The sequence below is a fragment of the Candidatus Erwinia haradaeae genome (assembly GCF_900698885.1).
In the GTDB taxonomy this organism is placed as follows: Bacteria; Pseudomonadota; Gammaproteobacteria; order Enterobacterales; family Enterobacteriaceae; genus Erwinia_E; species Erwinia_E haradaeae_H.
Genome location: NZ_LR217705.1, coordinates 351054 through 371896, shown reverse-complemented (window position 1 = coordinate 371896; position 20843 = coordinate 351054). Strand labels below are relative to the sequence as shown.

At 29.3% G+C, this 20843-nt stretch carries 11 protein-coding genes; 7 read left to right on the top strand and 4 right to left on the bottom strand.

The window, feature by feature from the left end; genetic code table 11:
* Positions 1 to 397 precede the first annotated feature (397 nt).
* The 7 genes from tamA (at position 398) to htpX (ending at position 15641) form a co-directional block, all read left to right on the top strand.
* On the top strand, positions 398 to 2149 hold the full coding sequence (gene tamA / locus ERCISPPS3390_RS01115; RefSeq protein WP_197095024.1) for an autotransporter assembly complex protein TamA: 1752 nt from the start codon (positions 398 to 400) through the stop codon (positions 2147 to 2149).
* On the top strand, positions 2146 to 5958 hold the full coding sequence (gene tamB, locus ERCISPPS3390_RS01110; RefSeq protein WP_462476146.1) for an autotransporter assembly complex protein TamB: 3813 nt from the start codon (positions 2146 to 2148) through the stop codon (positions 5956 to 5958). The genes tamA and tamB overlap by 4 nt, the downstream gene beginning before the upstream one ends.
* Positions 5959 to 7092: 1134 nt before the next feature.
* Positions 7093 to 8160: a uroporphyrinogen decarboxylase gene (gene hemE, locus ERCISPPS3390_RS01105; protein WP_197095022.1), complete on the top strand. Its 1068-nt coding sequence runs from the start codon at positions 7093 to 7095 to the stop codon at positions 8158 to 8160.
* Positions 8161 to 9695: 1535 nt separating this feature from the next.
* Positions 9696 to 9914, top strand: a complete 219-nt coding sequence (infA, locus tag ERCISPPS3390_RS01100; RefSeq protein WP_072666130.1) for a translation initiation factor IF-1 — start codon at positions 9696 to 9698, stop codon at positions 9912 to 9914.
* Positions 9915 to 10393: 479 nt separating this feature from the next.
* Positions 10394 to 10918, top strand: a complete 525-nt coding sequence (gene fldA / locus ERCISPPS3390_RS01095; protein ID WP_197095021.1) for a flavodoxin FldA — start codon at positions 10394 to 10396, stop codon at positions 10916 to 10918.
* Positions 10919 to 11494: 576 nt separating this feature from the next.
* Positions 11495 to 12130, top strand: coding sequence for a glutaredoxin 2 (grxB, locus tag ERCISPPS3390_RS01090; protein WP_197095020.1), 636 nt, complete (start codon positions 11495 to 11497; stop codon positions 12128 to 12130).
* A 2602-nt stretch (positions 12131 to 14732) separates the two neighbouring features.
* A complete protein-coding gene (gene htpX / locus ERCISPPS3390_RS01085; RefSeq protein WP_197095019.1) occupies positions 14733 to 15641 on the top strand; it encodes a protease HtpX in 909 nt (302 codons plus the stop codon).
* A 159-nt stretch (positions 15642 to 15800) separates the two neighbouring features.
* On the opposite strand, the gene ruvX is transcribed toward htpX, so the two are convergent.
* From ruvX to paeA, 4 genes are all read right to left on the bottom strand, one after another.
* Complete coding sequence (gene ruvX / locus ERCISPPS3390_RS01080; RefSeq protein WP_197095018.1) at positions 15801 to 16232, bottom strand: Holliday junction resolvase RuvX; 432 nt, start codon at positions 16230 to 16232, stop codon at positions 15801 to 15803.
* On the bottom strand, positions 16232 to 16795 hold the full coding sequence (locus tag ERCISPPS3390_RS01075) for a YqgE/AlgH family protein (RefSeq protein ID WP_197095017.1): 564 nt from the start codon (positions 16793 to 16795) through the stop codon (positions 16232 to 16234). Before ERCISPPS3390_RS01075 ends, ruvX begins: the two co-directional genes overlap by 1 nt.
* Before the next feature lie 82 nt (positions 16796 to 16877).
* Positions 16878 to 17840 (bottom strand): glutathione synthase, encoded by a 963-nt coding sequence (gshB, locus tag ERCISPPS3390_RS01070; RefSeq protein ID WP_197095016.1) that lies wholly within the window; start codon positions 17838 to 17840, stop codon positions 16878 to 16880.
* Positions 17841 to 18913: 1073 nt separating this feature from the next.
* A complete protein-coding gene (paeA, locus tag ERCISPPS3390_RS01065) occupies positions 18914 to 20218 on the bottom strand; it encodes a polyamine export protein PaeA (RefSeq protein ID WP_197095015.1) in 1305 nt (434 codons plus the stop codon).
* Positions 20219 to 20843 lie beyond the last annotated feature (625 nt).

The window sequence follows — 20843 nt, the reverse complement described above, 5'->3', positions numbered from 1 at the left end:
TTATAGTTATAGTCATCTGTAAATATTATCTATAGATGACTAGTAATACATGTCACTAAGCTAAAAAATTGAAAAAACTAGATATACTAAAAAATAATTTCTTACAAAAGACTATTGAAGTTATAAATTCCTATGCATTACTTTCATAAACATATGAAAACTACAAGGCTCAAGATTTTTTACCTAATTATGCTATTAAAAGATATTTTAATAGTATATTCATCTCAAAATAGTACTATATTATATCATTTAGTACATTTTATATCTTAAGTATTATACATAGTAAAAACTATTAAACAGCGAAAACTTATTAAATATAGCTATAAGAAATTATATACCATGATACAGAATTACATGATAACCGCATCATAGATAATAATAATACAAAGGAGTTCTTTTGCCGAAAATTTATATCTATCTTCTATCGGCTTTATTTATTATCAGTGTCTATTCCGCTATCGCTAAGGCGGATCAGACTAATTTAAAAATTACTGGGTTACCGAAAAATTTGCAAACTAATGTGCAAGCACATTTATCTGCATTAACTAATCAGGAAGTTTTTACAGATATCCGTTATCGCTCTCATATTAGCGCAATGGTCAAAGAGGCCCTTAAAGCATTAGGTTATTATGAACCAAGGATTACTTTTTATCTTATACAACCTCATAGACCCAATAAAAATCCCTTACTTATCGTACAAATCATACCAGGCAAGCCGATTACAATTTCTCAAGCAAAAGTGACATTAAGGGGTGGCGCATGCAGAGATGAGGATTATCTTGCGCTAGTTGCAAAAGCAAAACCTCTAAAAGGTAGCATCCTTAATCACAGACAATACGAAAATTTTAAAAACTCTTTAGACAGAATAGCATTACATAAAGGTTACTTTGACGCTACTTATCTCAGAAGCCAATTAAAAGTGGCCGTCTCTCATTATATAGCATTCTGGGATATCGACTATGATAGTGGAGAACGTTATTGTTTTGGCGCAGTCAATTTTATAGGTTCGCATATCCGTGAAGCATATTTACAAAACATAGTACCATTTCACACAGGCGATGTCTATTCCGCTAATAACATAGCAGAGCTAACGCGGCGCTTATCAGAAACTGGCTGGTTTAATTCAGTAGCTGTTATTCCAAGTTTTGATAAAAAAAATATAGATAAAAAAGTACAACTCAAAGGAATTGTTACAACACGCGCTCGTAATACTATTGAAACTGGTTTTGGATCTTCAACGGATATTGGATTACATCTGAAAACAAAATGGAAAAAGAGCTGCGTTAATAACCGCGGACATAGCTTTCATACTATTATGAAAATCTCAGCGCCTGAAAAAAACCTTGAATGGACATATAAAATACCACTTTTACAAAACCCACTAGAGCAGTATTACCTGTTACAAGGTGGCCTGAAGCGCACTCATTTAAATGACACTAAGTCTGATGCCTCCACTCTATCTGTATCACAATATTGGGAACGATCCAATAGCTGGAAGTGGGCCGCTCACATACATTGGATACTAGACCATTTTACTCAAGGTAATAATACTAATACTACCATGCTCATTTATCCAGGAATTACTCTTGATCGAACCCGTTCGCATGGTTCACTTATGATGCCAAATTGGGGTAATTCTCAGCATTATTCTATCGATATATCAAATTCCCTATGGGGTTCATATATCGATTTTATCGTAATACAAGCAAAAAATGTATGGGTTCAAACTATACAAGAAAGATCTAGATTTATTGAGCGTATCAATCTAGGCTGGATTAATACTAAAAACTTCTCAAAAATTCCACCGGATCTACGTTTTTTTGCTGGTGGTGATCAGAGTGTGCGAGGTTATAAATATAAAGGATTGTCTCCGCATGATAATGAGGGAAAACTGACTGGTGCATCAAAGTTAGCAATAGGATCAATAGAATATCAATATCATATGACTGGGAAATGGTGGGGGGCAATATTTATTGACTCAGGCTCGACTCTTCAAGATCTTCAAAAAAATCTCGTTAATACTGGTATTGGTTTTGGAGTACGCTGGGAATCTCTTCTGGGTCCTCTAAAACTTGATGTTGCACGCCCTATAGGTAACGGACATACACATAATATACAATTGTATATTGGTCTTGGACCAGAACTATGAAATGGTTTAAAAAAGTTCTAACGTTCTTTTTTATCTTAAGCGCATTAATATTGTGTTTTATTACGTTCTTAGTAGGCACTACTACCGGCATGAAGCTAGTATTGCATACCGCAACCAAATCTATCCCCGCTCTCCATATCAACACAATTAATGGAACTTTACATGATGGTGTTTTAACAGGAGTCCTCTATAGCACGCCTGGGATTAGAATAAATATAAATAAGGTTCACTTCAAACTAAGTTATAAATGTTTAATGAATAAAAAACTCTATGTGAATGAATTAATACTAAAAAAAGTTAATGTATTGATTAATAATAATTGGCAAACATCACAAATCGCTCATTTAATAAAACAAAAGAATTATAAATATAATATTTCCTATTATCCTTTAATACTTAAAAAATTAGCCCTTTATAAAATAAATATACAAATAAAGAAAACCAGAATATATCTCAGATCTTTTATCGGCGGCGCTAAATGGCAGCCACATGAGCTTACATTAACATCATCCCATATGCAAGGGCTCACAGTTTCACTACCGAAAAATAAAACTAAAGAATTAAGCATGCAAAGTTCAACATATAATATAAAAAAACAGTCTACACATCTATCCTATGATTATATAAACAAAATAATCAAAACACTACAAAAAAAGATGATAATTCCAGATCTAGCAATATTTCATCTTCCGATTCATATAAAGATAATGACACTTTTCTGTGAAAATTTACATTTTATAGGAGATAATAATATCTCTATTTATAAAATTTTAATTAAAGCTACTATTAAGAATCAAAAATTATATTTAAAAAATCTAGTAGTGAATTTTCGAGAGGGAATAATACAATCTCATGGTCACATAACATTCCATGGAACATGGCCATTAAACTTCATATTATATAGTATTGTTCATCTTAATAAACTACAACCTGAAAAAATAAAAGCTAATCTTAATGGCGATTTACATGGTCATTTAAAATTAAAATGCAAATTATCTGGGTCAATACAAGCACTCATAAGTCTCCATACCCAATTGACTCCTTCTAGAAAACCAATATATATACAACTACAAAGCTCTAAATTGTCCTGGCCACTTTATGGAGCAATACCACTCCAAGCTAATAATGTTCATTTTATCTTTAGAGGTAATCTAAGTAACTATTCTGTATCCTTATCGGCAAATTTTAGCGGACAATATACACCATCTATCATGCTAATTGCCAATGCTGAAGGCAATGCAGATAAACTAATTATTAAAAAACTACAGTTAAAATCGTTAAAAACAATAACCGAATTTAAAGGAAGAATTAACTGGAACAAATCACTTAACTGGTGTGGAGAGCTTAGGTTTTTTGACATAACTCACGACCAAGATAACCCTGTAACAGTCTCTACTCTAAATTCAGAACTGATTACTTACGATAGTCTATATAATAAAAAAAACAAAATATTTAAAAATAACATACGGCAAACAAAAAATTTAAGGATATATTTTCCAATAACAAGAAGTTTATTGTATCACCCATTAAAAATCTATGGTTCATTATCCACTTACAGTTTAGAGCAGTGCCATATCCCGGTTATTAACTTAAATTTAGGTGGCAATATCATTACTATTAAAGGTATTTTTAATAAACAGATTGATTTATATATGAGTATTCATGCAAAATATTTAGAACATTTTATTCCAGAGTTGTCTGGTAGTGCAAATGGGAATATCCATATTCAAGGTGATCTTAAAGAGCTGCGTCTTTTAATGAATCTTAATGCTAATCACCTAAAATGGCATGAAATGCAAATCGCTCATATGCAACTGAACGGATCTATTATTACTAGTAATAAAATACAGAGCAAAATAAACCTATGTGCAGAAAAACTAAAATGGAAAAAAATACTAATAAACTTTTTAAAATTACATGCCATTGGCGCTATCAAAAAACACACACTCACAATTAATTTACAAGGAAATCAAGCCTCAAGTCACATTACTATTCAAGGATCTCTTGATCCAATAGTAGGCCGATGGAGTGGTACATGTCCTAGTGTCTACTTTTCAAACACTTTAGGGGAATGGCGCTCAAGCAATAATATTACTCTTAATTACCTTTACGAGAAACAAATGTTCTGCATGGGATCTTCTAATTTAGAAAATCTAAAAACAGAATCATCCGGACCAAAAATAATAAAACCTCATACATCTTCTCATCTTAAAATTTCTTTAAATCACATAAATCTAGCTATGTTTAACATGTTTATGCCAGTTACGACTCAGTTATCAGGAACGCTAAATACTGGAGATGCGCATATCATATTTAACCGTCACGCCTCGCTTATCGATGGCACTATTTCCGTAATAGGTAATAATATTGCAATTAATCATAATGTTGCTGGGCATAACATGCCTATTATATTACATAGTTTTGAACTATATTTAGCGTTTAAAAATAATTGCATGCAATTTCAATGGCGAACTAGCATTATGCATAATGGCGTGCTATATGGTAACATTCAGGTTTCTGATCTTAATGGAAAACGTATATTAATTGGAGATTTTAATGTTGATTCTCTTTCTATAGGATTTCTAAATGCAGTTTTAATGCCAGGTGAAACAATTTCTGGAATAGTAAATACACATTTGCGCCTTGGAGGTAGCTTAAAAAAACCAGAGATATTTGGTAATATGTTTTTAAGTAATGCTAGTTTTGATGGTAGTCTAATTCCTATAAAACTCGCCACTGCAAAAGTAGATATATTATTTAACGGTGTTATTTCACATCTAACAGGAGTCATTAAAACTGAACAAGGAGAAATAGTTTTTCATGGTATCACTGATTGGAGTCAACTAAATAATTGGCACACACGTATCTCAGTAACAGGAGACAGAATACGATGTGCAGTATCACCCACACTAAAGATGGACATCATACCAAATCTAACATTTGAAGCCGCTCCAAAATCATTAACTCTAGTGGGAGATATATATATACCATGGGCACGTTTCTTATTACAAACAGCCCCGTTAACTATAAGCAGAGTTTCTTCTGATGAAACTCTGCTGGATTCAGATCTACAACCTATAGCACCACGATCTATGATAATACCTATTAGTAGCCGTCTTACTCTTCATATTGGTAATGATGTTTTTCTGAAGGCATTTGGCCTACAAGGAAAACTGCACGGTAATTTAAAAATTACACAAGATAAAAAAGGTCTAGGCCTATATGGGCAAATAAAAATATTAGCTGGTCGCTTCCATGCCTATGCTCAGGATCTTGCTATACGTAAAGGAGAACTACAATTTTCTGGATTACTTGATCAACCATATTTAAATATTGAAGCCATTCGTAATCCAGAATCCACTACAGATGATGTAGTTGCTGGGGTAAAAATTACTGGCTTAGCAAATGACCCCAAATTTGAAGTTTTTTCTGATCCAGAACAAACACAAGAATCAGCTTTATCCTATCTTCTTCGTGGTCAAAAATTAACTTCCGCTAGTAATGATAGTTATGCATTAACATCCACACTAATAAGCTTGGGGCTTGCACGCAGCGAGAGTATTATTAGTAAGATCGGTAAAATTGTTAGAGTTAAAAATCTTTCTATGGCCACTATAGGGGCAGGTGATAAACAGCAAGTACAAGTTAGTGCCTATATCCTACCTAGTCTACAAATAAAATATGGCTTTGGTATCTTTGATACACTAGAGACGCTTACCTTCCGTTATCAGCTGATGCCAAAGCTATATTTGGAGGCGATATATGGTCTGGATCAAGCTATTGATATTCTCTATCAATTTGAATTTTAGTAAAAATATCACAAAAAAAAAGACACAAAATACTACATTACATTGAGTCATGCAAATAAAAATAGTTTTTAGTAATTTAAAGAAATATTAAGTATATGTTAAAACAAATACAAAATACCTAAAAATTTTCACAACAATTAGAATTTAATAATTTTGTATAACTAACTTATTGTCATATAATGACACTTAAAGTTATGCTTGAGAATAACATTCTATCACCTTTTGCCTTCTGTGTTATACCTAATCTCAGGTTAAACATATTTAATACGCTTACGATCTAATATTTCTAATATCTTGCTATATCAAGAACCATTATTCTAACCCTAATGCACTTATCGTAATTAAAGCAGTTTTATTTTACTGTATATTACACTTTAATTTTAAATATATTTTATTATAGCACAGGTGACGTTATTAGACACAAAGTAGTTAATATCAAAGCGATTTCATCGACTTATAACATAAGCTTATTTTAATATATTAAGCTAAACTTATTGGCCTTGCATAAGCAATAGATATTATCTGTTAATAAGATACTTTCATAAAGTATAAAGTTTTCTTAAAAAATTCATACCTACCTTAAATATTAAAAGATACCATAATAAGATATAACTAATAACCAACCTATTCTTATCTGTATGATAAAAATTCATAATAAAATATCTCTACTTAACAAAGGTTTTTTGTATAACAGACAACACATCTATCTAGTTTTTAAAAAAATATCTGTACTATTATCTCTCAATGGAGATTTCTTTAAAAGAAACCTTCCTCTCTCTAGATTTTTACATCATTTTGTATATACATCCTTAGACTACTAATAGAACTGTATATCAAAATTAGTTATGTGATTCATTTACAGTAGTAACAAAAATAAATGTATCATAGTAATATTTTATGACACATCTACATTACGATTATAAATGATCAAACAAATCATGCTCACTAGAGGTATGTCAAGATGAAATAAAGAAAAAATGCTTTCAGCATTAGTTAGTATCAGAATTTCTTAATTGCTAAAGATGTCAAGTAGTTTGCTTTTACTGATAGTTATAAGTAGATTTTATGCACTGCATTAGTAATATTACTAATGAATTTTATGCATGAATTTCATTCAAGAGACATAATTGAGAAATGAATACACTAAAAAATGATCGTTACCTACGCGCCTTATTGCGTAAACCAGTAGATAGTACTCCTGTCTGGATGATGCGTCAGGCTGGACGTTACTTACCAGAATATAAAGCGACTCGTGCTATTGCAGGAAGTTTTATGTTATTATGCAAAAATCCAGAGTTAGCTTGCGAGGTAACACTACAGCCATTACGCCGCTATGCCTTGGATGCAGCGATTCTGTTTTCTGACATTCTTACTATTCCCGATGCTATGGGTCTAGAACTTTCTTTTTCAGATGGTGACGGTCCGCGCTTCGCTTACCCCATTACTTGTCGCGCTGATGTTAAAAAATTATCCATTCCAGATCCGGAACAGCAGCTTGGTTATGTCATGAACACAGTGCGCGCTATTCGTAAAAACTTAAATGGACAGGTGCCAGTAGTTGGTTTTTCTGGTAGTCCATGGACTTTAGCAACTTATATGGTTGAAGGTGGTGCTAGTAAAATCTGTTCTAAATTAAAAAAAATGATGTATACAGATCCAAATACTCTTCATCTGATGCTCAATAAATTGGCAGATAGCATTATATTATACCTAAATGCACAAATACTTGCTGGAGCTCAAGCCATCATGATCTTTGATACATGGGGAGGCATCCTCACAAGACGTAGTTACCAAGAATTTTCACTTCAGTACATACACAAAATTATTGATGGTATATTCCATGAGCATGATTGGCAGCGCGTGCCGGTGACATTATTTACAAAAGGTGGGGGACAGTGGCTTGAGGCCATGGCTGATATAGGATGTGATGCACTTGGGATAGACTGGACTATAGATATTGCTGATGCTAGAAGGCGTGTTGGCAACAAAGTGGCTATCCAGGGTAATATGGACCCATCAATATTATACGCCTCTCCTTCTCGTATCAGACAAGAAGTATCGACAATACTTGCAGATTATGGTCATGGAAGCGGGCATATTTTTAATCTAGGGCATGGAATTTATCCTGATGTTTTACCAGAAAATGCACATGAGTTAGTTGAATCTGTGCATAAACTTTCAAAAATATATCATCTACGGTAAGATGTCTACGCGAAGTTTTTAATTCATTGTCACTCATCCTAAAAAAATTCTACCAAGAGTAGATACCTATAGTATATAATATATGAGTGTTATTTTTAATTTTAATACTAAAAAGACAAATTAATGTTAAATATCTAGTATATTATATACACTTATGCTTATGTAGATTAATATACCACTACTAATATTACAAACTTTTTCAATATCAAGTGGACATGCATATAATATATATAATCGTTAAAATATTACTATATATTTTTTGTATTGTAATACATTGTTTTAAAATTTTTATAAAATACTAACAAGTATAAAATACTAATCATTACATAATTACATACAACCTTTGCTCTCATAACAGTTTTAACTATTATAAATACTGAAATATACTTCATCACTAATTTTATCTATAATTATAGGTTTATCTTTCATGAAAGCTATCTATAAATAAACTATACATAACACTTTAGTCTTATATATTTTAGTCTTATATGTTTTATATATAATAAATATATTAAGAAATAAAATATAAATAATTTTTATAGATTTTATTATCTATTATAAATATAATAATTTAATAAATAAAATAATAGTATTATTAATGAAGAATACTATTCTATTAATAGATAATAACTTTTAGAAATCTTAAACATACTTAATAATGTTCTTTTGTAATTTCAACCATTATTTCATATAATCACTATAAATTTTATTATATAATAAACTATACTATATATAGTATAGTTTATAAATTTTTTTATCAAAAATAATTTTTTAAAATAACACACTCCATCAACGAATAAATTATTTAATGCTATTAAAAGCATAATCTTGTTAGTTTTATTTATATTAAAAATTAATCAACCTGTTAAAACTATTTAAATAATTCTAGTTTATACACTAAAAATTCTATAATCATCTAATAATTAAAAATTATAGAACACTTTTATCATGAAATAGAAAAAATCTTAGTATATTGATATTTTGCATAATTTTACAATCTAGTTAGTATTTATCAAAATCAAATATTCAAAAACTCTTATTAAAACATATAGGATAAATGAACTGAATTCCATATGAAGACAGTATTCATACACGAACATAATCGCAATATAAAATCATATTACTCATAATAGATTGCTCGAGAATGCTAATATTTCGTTATTACTTAAAGATTTTATTATGTAAAAAATTACTGACAAATTTAACAGATACTGCTATTATTATTTAAAATTTTTTTCTTAGCATATAAAATGGAATATAATACGGGATACTGCAAAATATGAAGATCAAATATCATCTAGAATGAAATATACAGTCACCTAAAAATCTTAAAAACACTTTTAATAGTAAAATAATAGTATTTTAATTGACCACAAATCATTGATTCATATTATTTATCCGAATGATTAACAATTTTATCAATCATTTTCTTTTTTGAGAAGTAATATTTAAAGAACAGGTAAAGTAGATAAATTCATTTGCATGAGTAGAGTTAAAAGTTTTGTTACTAGTAAAATATTCACCCAGAGGATTTAATGGCTAAAGAAGATAATATTGAAATGCAGGGAACAGTACTAGAGACACTACCCAATACAACATTTCGCATTGAATTAGATAATGGTCATACGGTGATAGCGCATATATCTGGAAAAATGCGAAAAAATTATATTCGTATTTTAACTGGTGATAAAGTTACAGTAGAAATCACCCCCTACGATTTAAGTAAAGGCCGCATTATTTTTCGCAGTCGATAATATGAGTCTATAGTTACTTGGTTTTATAAAAATTCTTTTATCAAAAAAGATGATTATTTATCATAAGTAATATCACTATACATACATGCTATTATATAGTAAAAGATAATATAAAATCGCGTAATATATCCATGCAGAATATCTGTGACTAGTACAAACTCCTAGCAAGAATAATAGATAAGGTGATGCTGTTATTATAAAAATCTAGATAAACAATTATTCTTTAATATTTTATGTATATTTCATAGCCAAATGTATGTAATAAAGCTATTCTCCAATCTAGCTCTATAAGCTATATTATAGTAATAGATAAAATCTAAAAACATTAATTTGTACAGTATACAGATCATATATATATAATTAATCTAAAATTTTTTACATTGTTCTTATTTTTTATAAAAAGATAACTAATCTGTGGTTATTAATCATTTTGTATAGATTTTTTAACTAAAAACAAATTTTTAGAGGTTACTACACGCATGGCACTTATTGGTATTTTTTTTGGTAGCGATACAGGTAACACTGAAAAAGTTGCAAAAATGATTCAAAATAAACTTGGGCATAACATCGCAGGACTGTTTGATATTGCTAATAGCGCCAAAGAAGATCTTGAAAGCTTTGATATTCTATTATTAGGTATTCCCACATGGTATTATGGCGAAGCTCAATGTGATTGGGATGATTTTTTCCCAACTCTATCAGAAATAGACTTTTCAGGTAAATCAGTAGCCTTATTTGGCTGTGGCGACCAGATGGATTATTCTGATTATTTCTGTGATGCAATGGGGGCTATTAGAGATATCATTATATTAAAGTCTGCAACAATCATCGGAAAATGGTCTACTCAGGGTTATACCTTTGAAAAATCTAAGGGGATGCTAGATGATACTCATTTTCTTGGTCTTGCTATTGACGAAGATAGACAACCAGAACTTACTAAGGATCGGGTTAATCGATGGGTAGATCAGATTTGTCATGAACTTAATTTAAAATTATCATCATGATGATGACAGTGATAAAATTATAAAGTTTTAGATTAAAATATTTTTGATATAATCACCCAAGATAAGATAGAATTTTATAAATTCACAGCAAATATTACTCAAATATATTACTTTCATGATAATTTACAGAATTATTAGTGTTTGTATAAAAAACAAATAACATATACCATGAATAATAATTCTATTAGTTTGATAAATATCACTATTTATTTAACTAATATTACAGTTAAATCAAACTTAAAAAATTTTTCAGAAAGATTATAAATGTTATAGTTTATTCTAATTTAATGACCATGTTGTAAAAAGTAGTACTGATAGTTACTTTAGAAAATCAACTACAAACATTTTGAAATTCGTGTATCAATCCCAATATTTTCTTAAGTAACTTAAGTGTAAAAATATTTTTATATATGAAAAAGATTTCAAAAGCTACCGTTACATGCACTATTACATTTTTTTCGATTTTATAGAACATATATCACTTAATAATAATAAAAATAATAATAAAAATTTATTAGCCTATGGATGAACATAACCCACACCTTCTACATATAGGTAAAGTAAAATAAAAACAATATGAAATTATATATATATACTCATTGCCCATTTTGCATTAAAACACGTATGATTTTTGGTTTGAAAAATATTGCCGTCAATCTTATCGTGCTAATGAACAATGATGAGATCACACCTAAAAAAATGATCAATAAGAAAATGGTGCCAATTTTAATGAGAGAAGATAATAAATATATGGCAGAAAGTCTTGATATCATTAAATACGTTGATACTTTAAACCAAACTCCTGTACTAATAGGTAAAACTAATCCTGCAGTGCATTACTGGTTAAATCATGTCAATAAATACATATACTATTTACTTATACCACACATAGCTGTAGCGCCATTTATTGAACTATCCACTCCTGAAGCGCGCAGCTATTTTAAGATAAAAAAAGAAAAATCCTACGGTAATTTTGAAAACTTGACTAAAGATTTTTCAAAATTAATCAATAATATTAATAACGATTTACAGCAGCTCGCGATACTTATTAATAAGCCTGATTCAGTAAATGGTCAACTCTCTCTCGATGACTTTCATTTATTCCCTCTTCTATATCTATTATCTCTTGTAAAACAAGTTAAGTATCCAATACAAGTTGCTCACTATCGTGACAATATAAGTAAAAAATCAAAAATACCTCTAATCTTTTAGATTATATCTTACATGTAAGAATCATTATAAATATTTTTATAAACACTATTTTCTATGTATTTTTACAATTTTACATTTATTAATATTAAGATATGTTCACTGAACACCAGCCAACGATAAGATCCATATAAATTTGTGATCATCTGATTGAGACACACTCAAATAATTTATATAAAATTTTTTTAATTATCAAAACTCAATAAAAATAAAACAACAAAAAATTCTAAAAATTTTATACAGCATGCCGAATGTATTAGTTTTTATTTAAAGAATCTCTGTAAAGATCTAGGGTAGGTGCAGTAATTTATATCGCCAAACAAGCGATAATAATTTTTTTTATTTTTAGTGAAAAATAATACCTGTTAGATATTTTTAACAAATAGTATAAAAACATCCTTTGCCATTGGCAATAATCTATTACTATGTATTTTTTCAAGTAATAACTAGAAATATTTATTCAATACCACAAAAAACTGATCTATAAATAAATATATTTATCCTTTGGACATAACATGAATAAAACCCTAGAATATAATTATGTTTAACAATTTATACAACATCACACTAGTGTATATCTATAAATTAATGTATCTATAATTACTGTAATTATAGCTCTAATACAAAATAGAGTGTTTAATAAATATTTTTATATTTTATTAAAAAAATTTCTTAATAAAGAAAAAATCTATAATTAAGAGTTATCATCATTGTAAAGTAAAACAAACGCTCATCTTGTGAAATATAAAAGATAAGTTTCAAAACAAACTCTTGATTCCCATGCAGTCTTTATATTATTGCTAACAGTTTAAAAATTCCATCGTTTTTCCTATTACATGGCGCATCGTCCATAACTTTTAGACGCTTTTTCTTAAAGAAAGATCAGACATATTATGTTATTTATATTGTATCTATTAGAATATTCAAATTAATTAATAAGCTAGTGTTAAATATCTATTAACTTACAGTTTAATTTTACATAAAATTTTATGAGTACTACAAATTATCACCTGAACTATTTAAATCTATATATTGTATGTATAAAAAATCAATCCTTCATTGAACTAAAAACTTTTATAAAATAAAAAATTATTAATTAATTAAAATAAGTAAATTAATTCATACAAACTAATATAGTGGCATTATACATACGTAACATCTCGCTCTTATTATATTATAATAATTTATATATAATATAAAAACTTAAATAAATATTATATAAAGGTCTTATTTTATATAAAAGAATCATTGGTTTTTAAAAATCTTAAACAGAAAATCCAAACAATTATCCTTTTATTAATTATTAAGAATTGCTGATAAAAGTATCAAATAGATTTTTAATATTAATTTTAGATACAATATCCTAAATTCATAAATCTGAATAAAATTAATAGGTAAAACAAGGTGATTTATTTAATTATTATGTCATTTTAAAATTAATGATAACTTAAATTTTATCTAATCAATGATCTAATCTAACCAATGAGATTTCACAAAAACAATAATATGAAAAACAATATAATGCCGATCATTGATTATATCATCACCACTTTTAAGAATTATGATGAATTACTAACGATGCAGGCATTACCTACCTATATTATTATCAAATAATATAAGATAGATGCTAATTTCATATATTATTTTATAATATATGTTCATTTTTCATATATGAATTTTATTTCATTAACTAATTTTTAATTATATTTTTAATTATATATTATATGATATATTAGTGAGTATCATTTAAATAGTATTATTTTTAATAATCTATCATATCATGTTCATATATCATATTATAAAAGCCATTTGAACTATATTACCCAATAAATCGTAGCAAAATATCTATTCTGAGCACTGTATAGTGTGCATACTGCTTTAACAAAATAATCGCTAAATTTTTTTCTACGTTAAATACTCCATATACATATAGATTCATAAAATCATGCATAAAATTAGAGTTACTTTCAAGGTAATAGATAACAAAAATCTATATAAAAATATTAAATATAAAAGATATTTCTGTGCAAAATGATGATTTAATAGTAAATCTCTATGAGAAATATAAATTTTAATCTCAGTTTATGATACAATCACCTGAGGTTAGTATATTAGTACTAGATTGTAGATAAACTCTTTTATAACTACTCATTACGTATTTTATTTATCCTTCATGATTTTCAATACATAATTACATCAACTAATCAAAGGATGAGGATTGTTCATCTTACGCCCATACTCTCACATGAAGAGTTTATAAAACACCTATCAATATAATAAAGTTATTTAATTAATAAAATATTTTCATGTTTTATGTATTATGAATTTTCAATAAATGATATTCTTATAATTGAGCATCCTGCACGAATGTAGAATATACAATCATGCAGATATTATTTTAAATTTTTTTTACTAACTTATGCTATTTCTTTTATCTAATAATAATTAGATGTATACTCCATGTGATTTTTGTTTTTCAAGATATCTCAATAAAAATTTCTGCGACAAGCAGGCAAATAGTTTATAAATCTCAAAATATAAGTATGAGCTACATTAAAAAATGTAGAACATTTTAATAAATAAATAATTAAGGAGATTAATTTTTATGATACGTATTGCTCTATTCCTCCTAACTAACCTTGCTGTCATGTTAGTATTTGGATTCATTCTGAGCTTAACAGGGGTGAGGTCAAACAGTTTGACTGGTCTTATAATCATGTCCGGCCTATTTGGTTTTGGTGGGGCTATAGTTTCGTTATTGATGTCAAAATGGATGGCGTTACGTTCGGTTGGTGGTGAAATAATTCAGAATCCTCGTAATGAAACTGAAAACTGGTTAGTAGAGACTATCTCCCTACAATCAAAAAGAGTAGGCATCACCACTCCACAAATTGCTATCTATCATGCGCTAGACATTAATGCTTTCGCTACTGGTGCACGCCGTAATTCCTCATTAATTGCAGTATCTTCTGGCCTACTAAAAAACATGAGCCGTGATGAATCTGAAGCAGTTTTAGCACATGAAATTAGCCATATCGCTAATGGTGATATGGTCACTATGACCTTAATTCAAGGAGTTGTAAATACTTTTGTAATTTTTATATCGCGAATTATAGCTCAACTGGTATCAGGTTTTGGCTCAGATTCAGATGATCCTGAAGAAGAAAAGACCAATGGTCATCCCATGATTTATTTGCTTGTTTCTACAATACTTGAGCTTGTCTTTGGCGTGCTTGCTAGCATTATTACCATGTGGTTTTCACGTCATCGTGAATTCTATGCTGACGCAGACGCGGCTCGCTTAGTTGGATGTAAAAAAATGATTGCCGCCTTACAACGTTTAAAAACTAGTTACGAGCCAGAAGAGCCTGGTAATCTGATGGCATTTTGTATTCATGGTAAATCCAAATGGATCAGTGAACTTTTTATGTCACATCCGTCACTTGATAAACGCATTGAAGCTTTAAACAAAATAGAAAATCGTATGCAAAACGATAATATTACTAATTTCTAATTTTTAATGTATTATATTTATTTTTAAAGTTCATTCTATAAATATAGAATAATATCTTTATTAAATTTACATCCCTATGATACAAACATAAACTAATAAAAATCTCTTAATTTTTCGAAAATAAAAACTTTGGTGCGCTAAAATCGCTCTAACAAATCTTTAAATCTGATAATGCGAATGCTCTAACCAACTTTCTAAAATAATTGCAGCAGAAAGTGAATCAATAAAATCTTTTTGAAGTAAAGCGGAAAACCCTCCTTGTTTAAATATTTTCGCACGCGCTTCAACTGTACTTAAACGCTCATCATGTAGATCTACCGTTATTTTATAACGTTCATTAAGACACTGTGCAAAAAAAGATGTTTTTTCTGTAAAAGGCTGCCTACTTCCATCCATGTTAAGTGGCAAGCCTACCACAATGTGAGTTGGTTTCCACTCTTGAAAAAGACAATCTACTTGCTTCCAGTCAGGTGTACCAAATTGTGCTTTTATCGCTTTTAGCGGATATGCTGTACGAGTAATACGCTGACCAGTAGCAACTCCAATACTTTTTATACCAAAATCAAATGATAAAAATGTCTGATTGAGCATCACGCATGGCCCGCTTCGCTAACAATATTATACATATCAATACCAAGATTCTTAGCTGCTGCGTTCCATCTTGATGCTATAGGCGTGCGAAATAACACATTACTGTTTGCAGTAGTGGTTAACCAAGCATTCTCCATTAACTCTTGCTCTAATGGACCTTGTCCCCATGCACAGCAACCTAAAGCAACTAACACATCATCAGGTTGCTCATCAGTACCTAAAGTTTCTAGAACGTCGCGAGATGTGGTCATTATCGTATCATCTGAAACACGCATACTAGAAGAAAAGGTTTGTTGTGCTGAGTGTAAAATAAACCCTCGGTCTTCTGCTAACGGACCTCCAGAAAAAACTGGTTTATTTAACTTAATCTTAGATACTTTAGAAGAGTGAACAATTTTTAATTTTTGAAGCATCCCTGAAACCATAAGATTATCCATAGGTTTGTTAACAATTAATCCCATAGCCCCATCAGAATTATGTTCAAAAATATAGACAACTGCCCGCTTAAATAACGGAGTTTTTAAAGTTGGCATAGCAATTAAAAAATGATTTTGTAAATTCATACTAAATATTCTGCATTTATTAAATACCTATTATTTTAGGTATTATCAAAAGAAATCTCTCTATATAAAGGATAACGCTCTATTATAGAAAGCATTTAGGTAAACGTTTTTCGATAACATCCATCAATAGTCCACTAATTGATATTGATAGAGCGGCCTCAATCTCACAAATACAGGTTGGACTCGTGACATTAATTTCAGTTAATTTGTTACCTATAATATCTAATCCAACAAACATAAGACCTTTTTTTTGCAATGTTGGGGATACGCGATCTACGATTTTTCTATCACTTTCAGATAGCATGCGCACTTCTCCATAACCACCAGCTGCAAGATTACCCCGTACTTCACCTACTTGTGGTATACGAGCCAAGCAATATGGTACGGCTTGACCATCTATGACAAGAACACGCTTATCACCATCCAGAATCGATGGTAAATATTCTTGTGACATGCAATATACACTGCCATATTTAGTTATAGTCTCAAGAATTACTGATACATTTGAATCGTCTTTTTTAATACGAAAAATAGATAAACCCCCCATTCCATCTAATGGCTTAACTATAATATCATGATTCCTTTGCCAAAATTCACGAATTTTTATAATATTCCTGGTCACTAATGTCTCTGGTATGAGATCAGAAAACCATAAAGTAAATAATTTTTCATTACAATCACGCAAACTCTGCGGTTTGTTAATAACAAGAACACCTTGTTCCTCAGCTCGCTCTAAAATATAAGTAGAATATAAAAACTCAGCATCGAATGGAGGATTTTTTCGCATGAGTATTACATCCAGACTAGATAACGCTATATCTTGTTCATTTGTAAAAGAAAAATAAGGAGAATTATTATTTTGTATAATTATATTAATTAATCGCGTACGAGCACGCCCATCACCCTTATATAAGTATAAATCAGGCATTTCCATATAATGTACTTCATAACCACGAAACTTTGCCTCTATTAACATCGCTATACTAGAATCTTTTTTTAAATTAATCGAGGTAATTGGATCCATTACTATACCTAGCTTAATCATCCCTCTTATTACTCCTGTCAATCTCCTTCATTTTTTAGTACCTAAATAAATACCTCATGTATGCATAAGTCATAATATTATATTTTTAAGAAAAATTAAACTTTTAGTCTAAAAAGCGATTTTAATAATAATTACAACTATTATAAAAAAGATTTTATATTAAAAATAAAGGAAAGTTCTTAATATCTAACAACTCAATCAAACTATATCTGATACCATCATAGTATACATGTTAATATCTAATTTATAACATAAATGTGTACTGTACCAGTACAATACATTATAACTTTATATTCTCAATACTCAAATTTTTACCCAATTCGCATATCATACATTCTATAATGATATTATTAGAAGTATTTATCCAAGATGGCTTATTGTTTTGTATTGTCTATATTCAGTTATATTTTTCAGTTATATTTCATATATATATGATATTTTACATACTCTATCCTATATCATATAGGATAGACGATAACCATAGCATCTATGACTGATTAGTTAAAAAATTTTTAAACTTCTATATCTCTAGCATGATTATTAATAACAGATTGCACTAAGTACATCAATACAAAATTTATAGTTTTTTAAGAAAACAATTCTTAATCAAAAGATGAGTTTTTCATACGCTAATAATGATCCTGATAATCACTGATCAGCTAAAAATTTTTGAGATAATTAAAATTTTTATCTACTCGATCTCATAGCCATGATAGAAATAGCTAGGATCGAATTATGTAAAATACCTTACCGTCACGTCATTTAGCATGACGTTCTGCTATATTAATCTCCAATTAAAATAACATATACATACTCGCATTAGAGAGCGAACTATTTATGATATGACTAAACGCTATATGATAATAAATCACTACTATGTCTCTTTATATTAAAATAATCTACAATGCTTTTTTGCACTACACTATGTCTATAACTATATAATTTGCACATTAATACTTGCAATATCTTAATATGTAATATATTAATTTTGCAAAGAATGTGACATTATATCCTATAATAAATGAAATATAATTGACGTACATAATATGCTCTTTTTGGTCTGTTTTATAATCTTAATGTAGATGGTGTATATGCGTAAAATCAACACGTGTCACCAGAAGCTGGTCAATCCGGTAACTATCAATATCGACCACCTCAAATTTATATCCTTTTAATTTTATAAAATCAGTACGTTTAGGGATTTTTCGCAACATAAACATCATAAAACCACCAATAGTTTCATAATTTTCTGAATCAGGAAAAGAATCAATCTGCAATACACGCATAACATCATCAATCGGGGTGCTACCTTCAATTAACCATGAACTTGCGTCTCGCGCAATAATCTGGTCTTCTAATCCTTGTCCGGCTAAATCACCCGTTAAGGTTGTCATCACATCATTAAGAGTAATAATGCCCACTACTAGTGCATACTCATTTATGATGACTGCAAAATCCTCTCCGACGGTCTTAAAACTTTCTAAAGCTTCAGATAATCGAAGAGTATCTGGTACAATAAGCGCAGAGCAAATCTGTATGTTGCTATTTAAAGATAAAGGCTGGTGACTGAGAACGCGCATTAGAAGCTCTTTTGAATCTATATAACCAATGATGTGATCAATATCATCACTACAAACTAAAAATTTTGAATGCGGATGACAGGCAATCTTCTTTTTTAAACTACATTCATCTTCATCGAGGTCAAACCAAACCACGTTTTCACGTGGAGTCATGGCAGAAGTCACTGCCCGTGACTCTAGTTCAAATACATTTTCAATCAGTTCATGTTCTTGTTTTCGCAATACACCAGCTAATGCTCCTGCTTCAACTATAGCGTATATATCATCAGATGTAATTTCATCCTGACGCACCATTGGTATTTTAAAAATTCGAAATATAATAGTAGCGCCGCCATTAAAAAACCACACAAGTGGACGAAAAATAAATAGACACACACGCATTAAATGAATAATTTTGAGTGACATTTTTTCGGGAGAATTCATTCCTAAACGCTTAGGAAATAAATCAGCGAATAATATAAATAGACTGGTAGTAAGTGTAAATGAACATATAAAACTAAGACGCTCTGCAACATCAACGCGAACTATATGCACAAAAATCGTAAAAAATGCTGGAGAAAAAGCTGTATCACCAACGATGCCACCTAAAATTGCTACTGCGTTCACACCAATTTGTATTACAGTAAAAAACATACCAGGATTTTCTTGTATATTAAGCACATGCTGCGCATTAATATTACCATCATCAGCTAAAATCTTAAGCTTAATTTTTCGAGCTGCCGCCAGGGAAATTTCTGAAATCGAAAAAAATGAACTAACCAAAATAAGTAGTATTATTATAAGAAAACTATCTAACATAAAAAATCCATATTAAGTCTCAACGATCCATATCGTAAGTCAATGATTTTAATTAAAAACAAAATTATTAACGTATTATATTCAATCTAAAACATAAATGTGCAGATTTCCGCGTTTACTTATAAAAACATTAACACTATGATGATGTATATACTAAAAAATCTATAATTTTACATAAGTTTTCAGAAAATAACATGAGATTTATAATCATGACCTAATATCAGTATATATTTTAAAAAAAAATCGTGATCGTTGTATAATTTAACTATGGAGCAATATTTTATAAATTTTTAGTTTCTACTAATCAAAAACAAATAACTTTTATAGGAATGGCTATGTCCTGATAAATTCAGATATACAAAAAATATTCATGCTACCGCGCAGAAAAACTGTGAAAATATTTTTAACCAAATTAATCATACATAAGTTATATAATAACTAGAAGTTCTATTTATTATCTTAGGTAGACAATCAATGATCCAGCCCTAATACCTAATAAATAAAAATGATATTCAATATAATATTTTATCAAAAACACTCACATATATTAAACACATGATATAAATGCATAATATATTTTATATATTAGAAATAATATGCCAGAATGACATCTTAGAATTTTTAG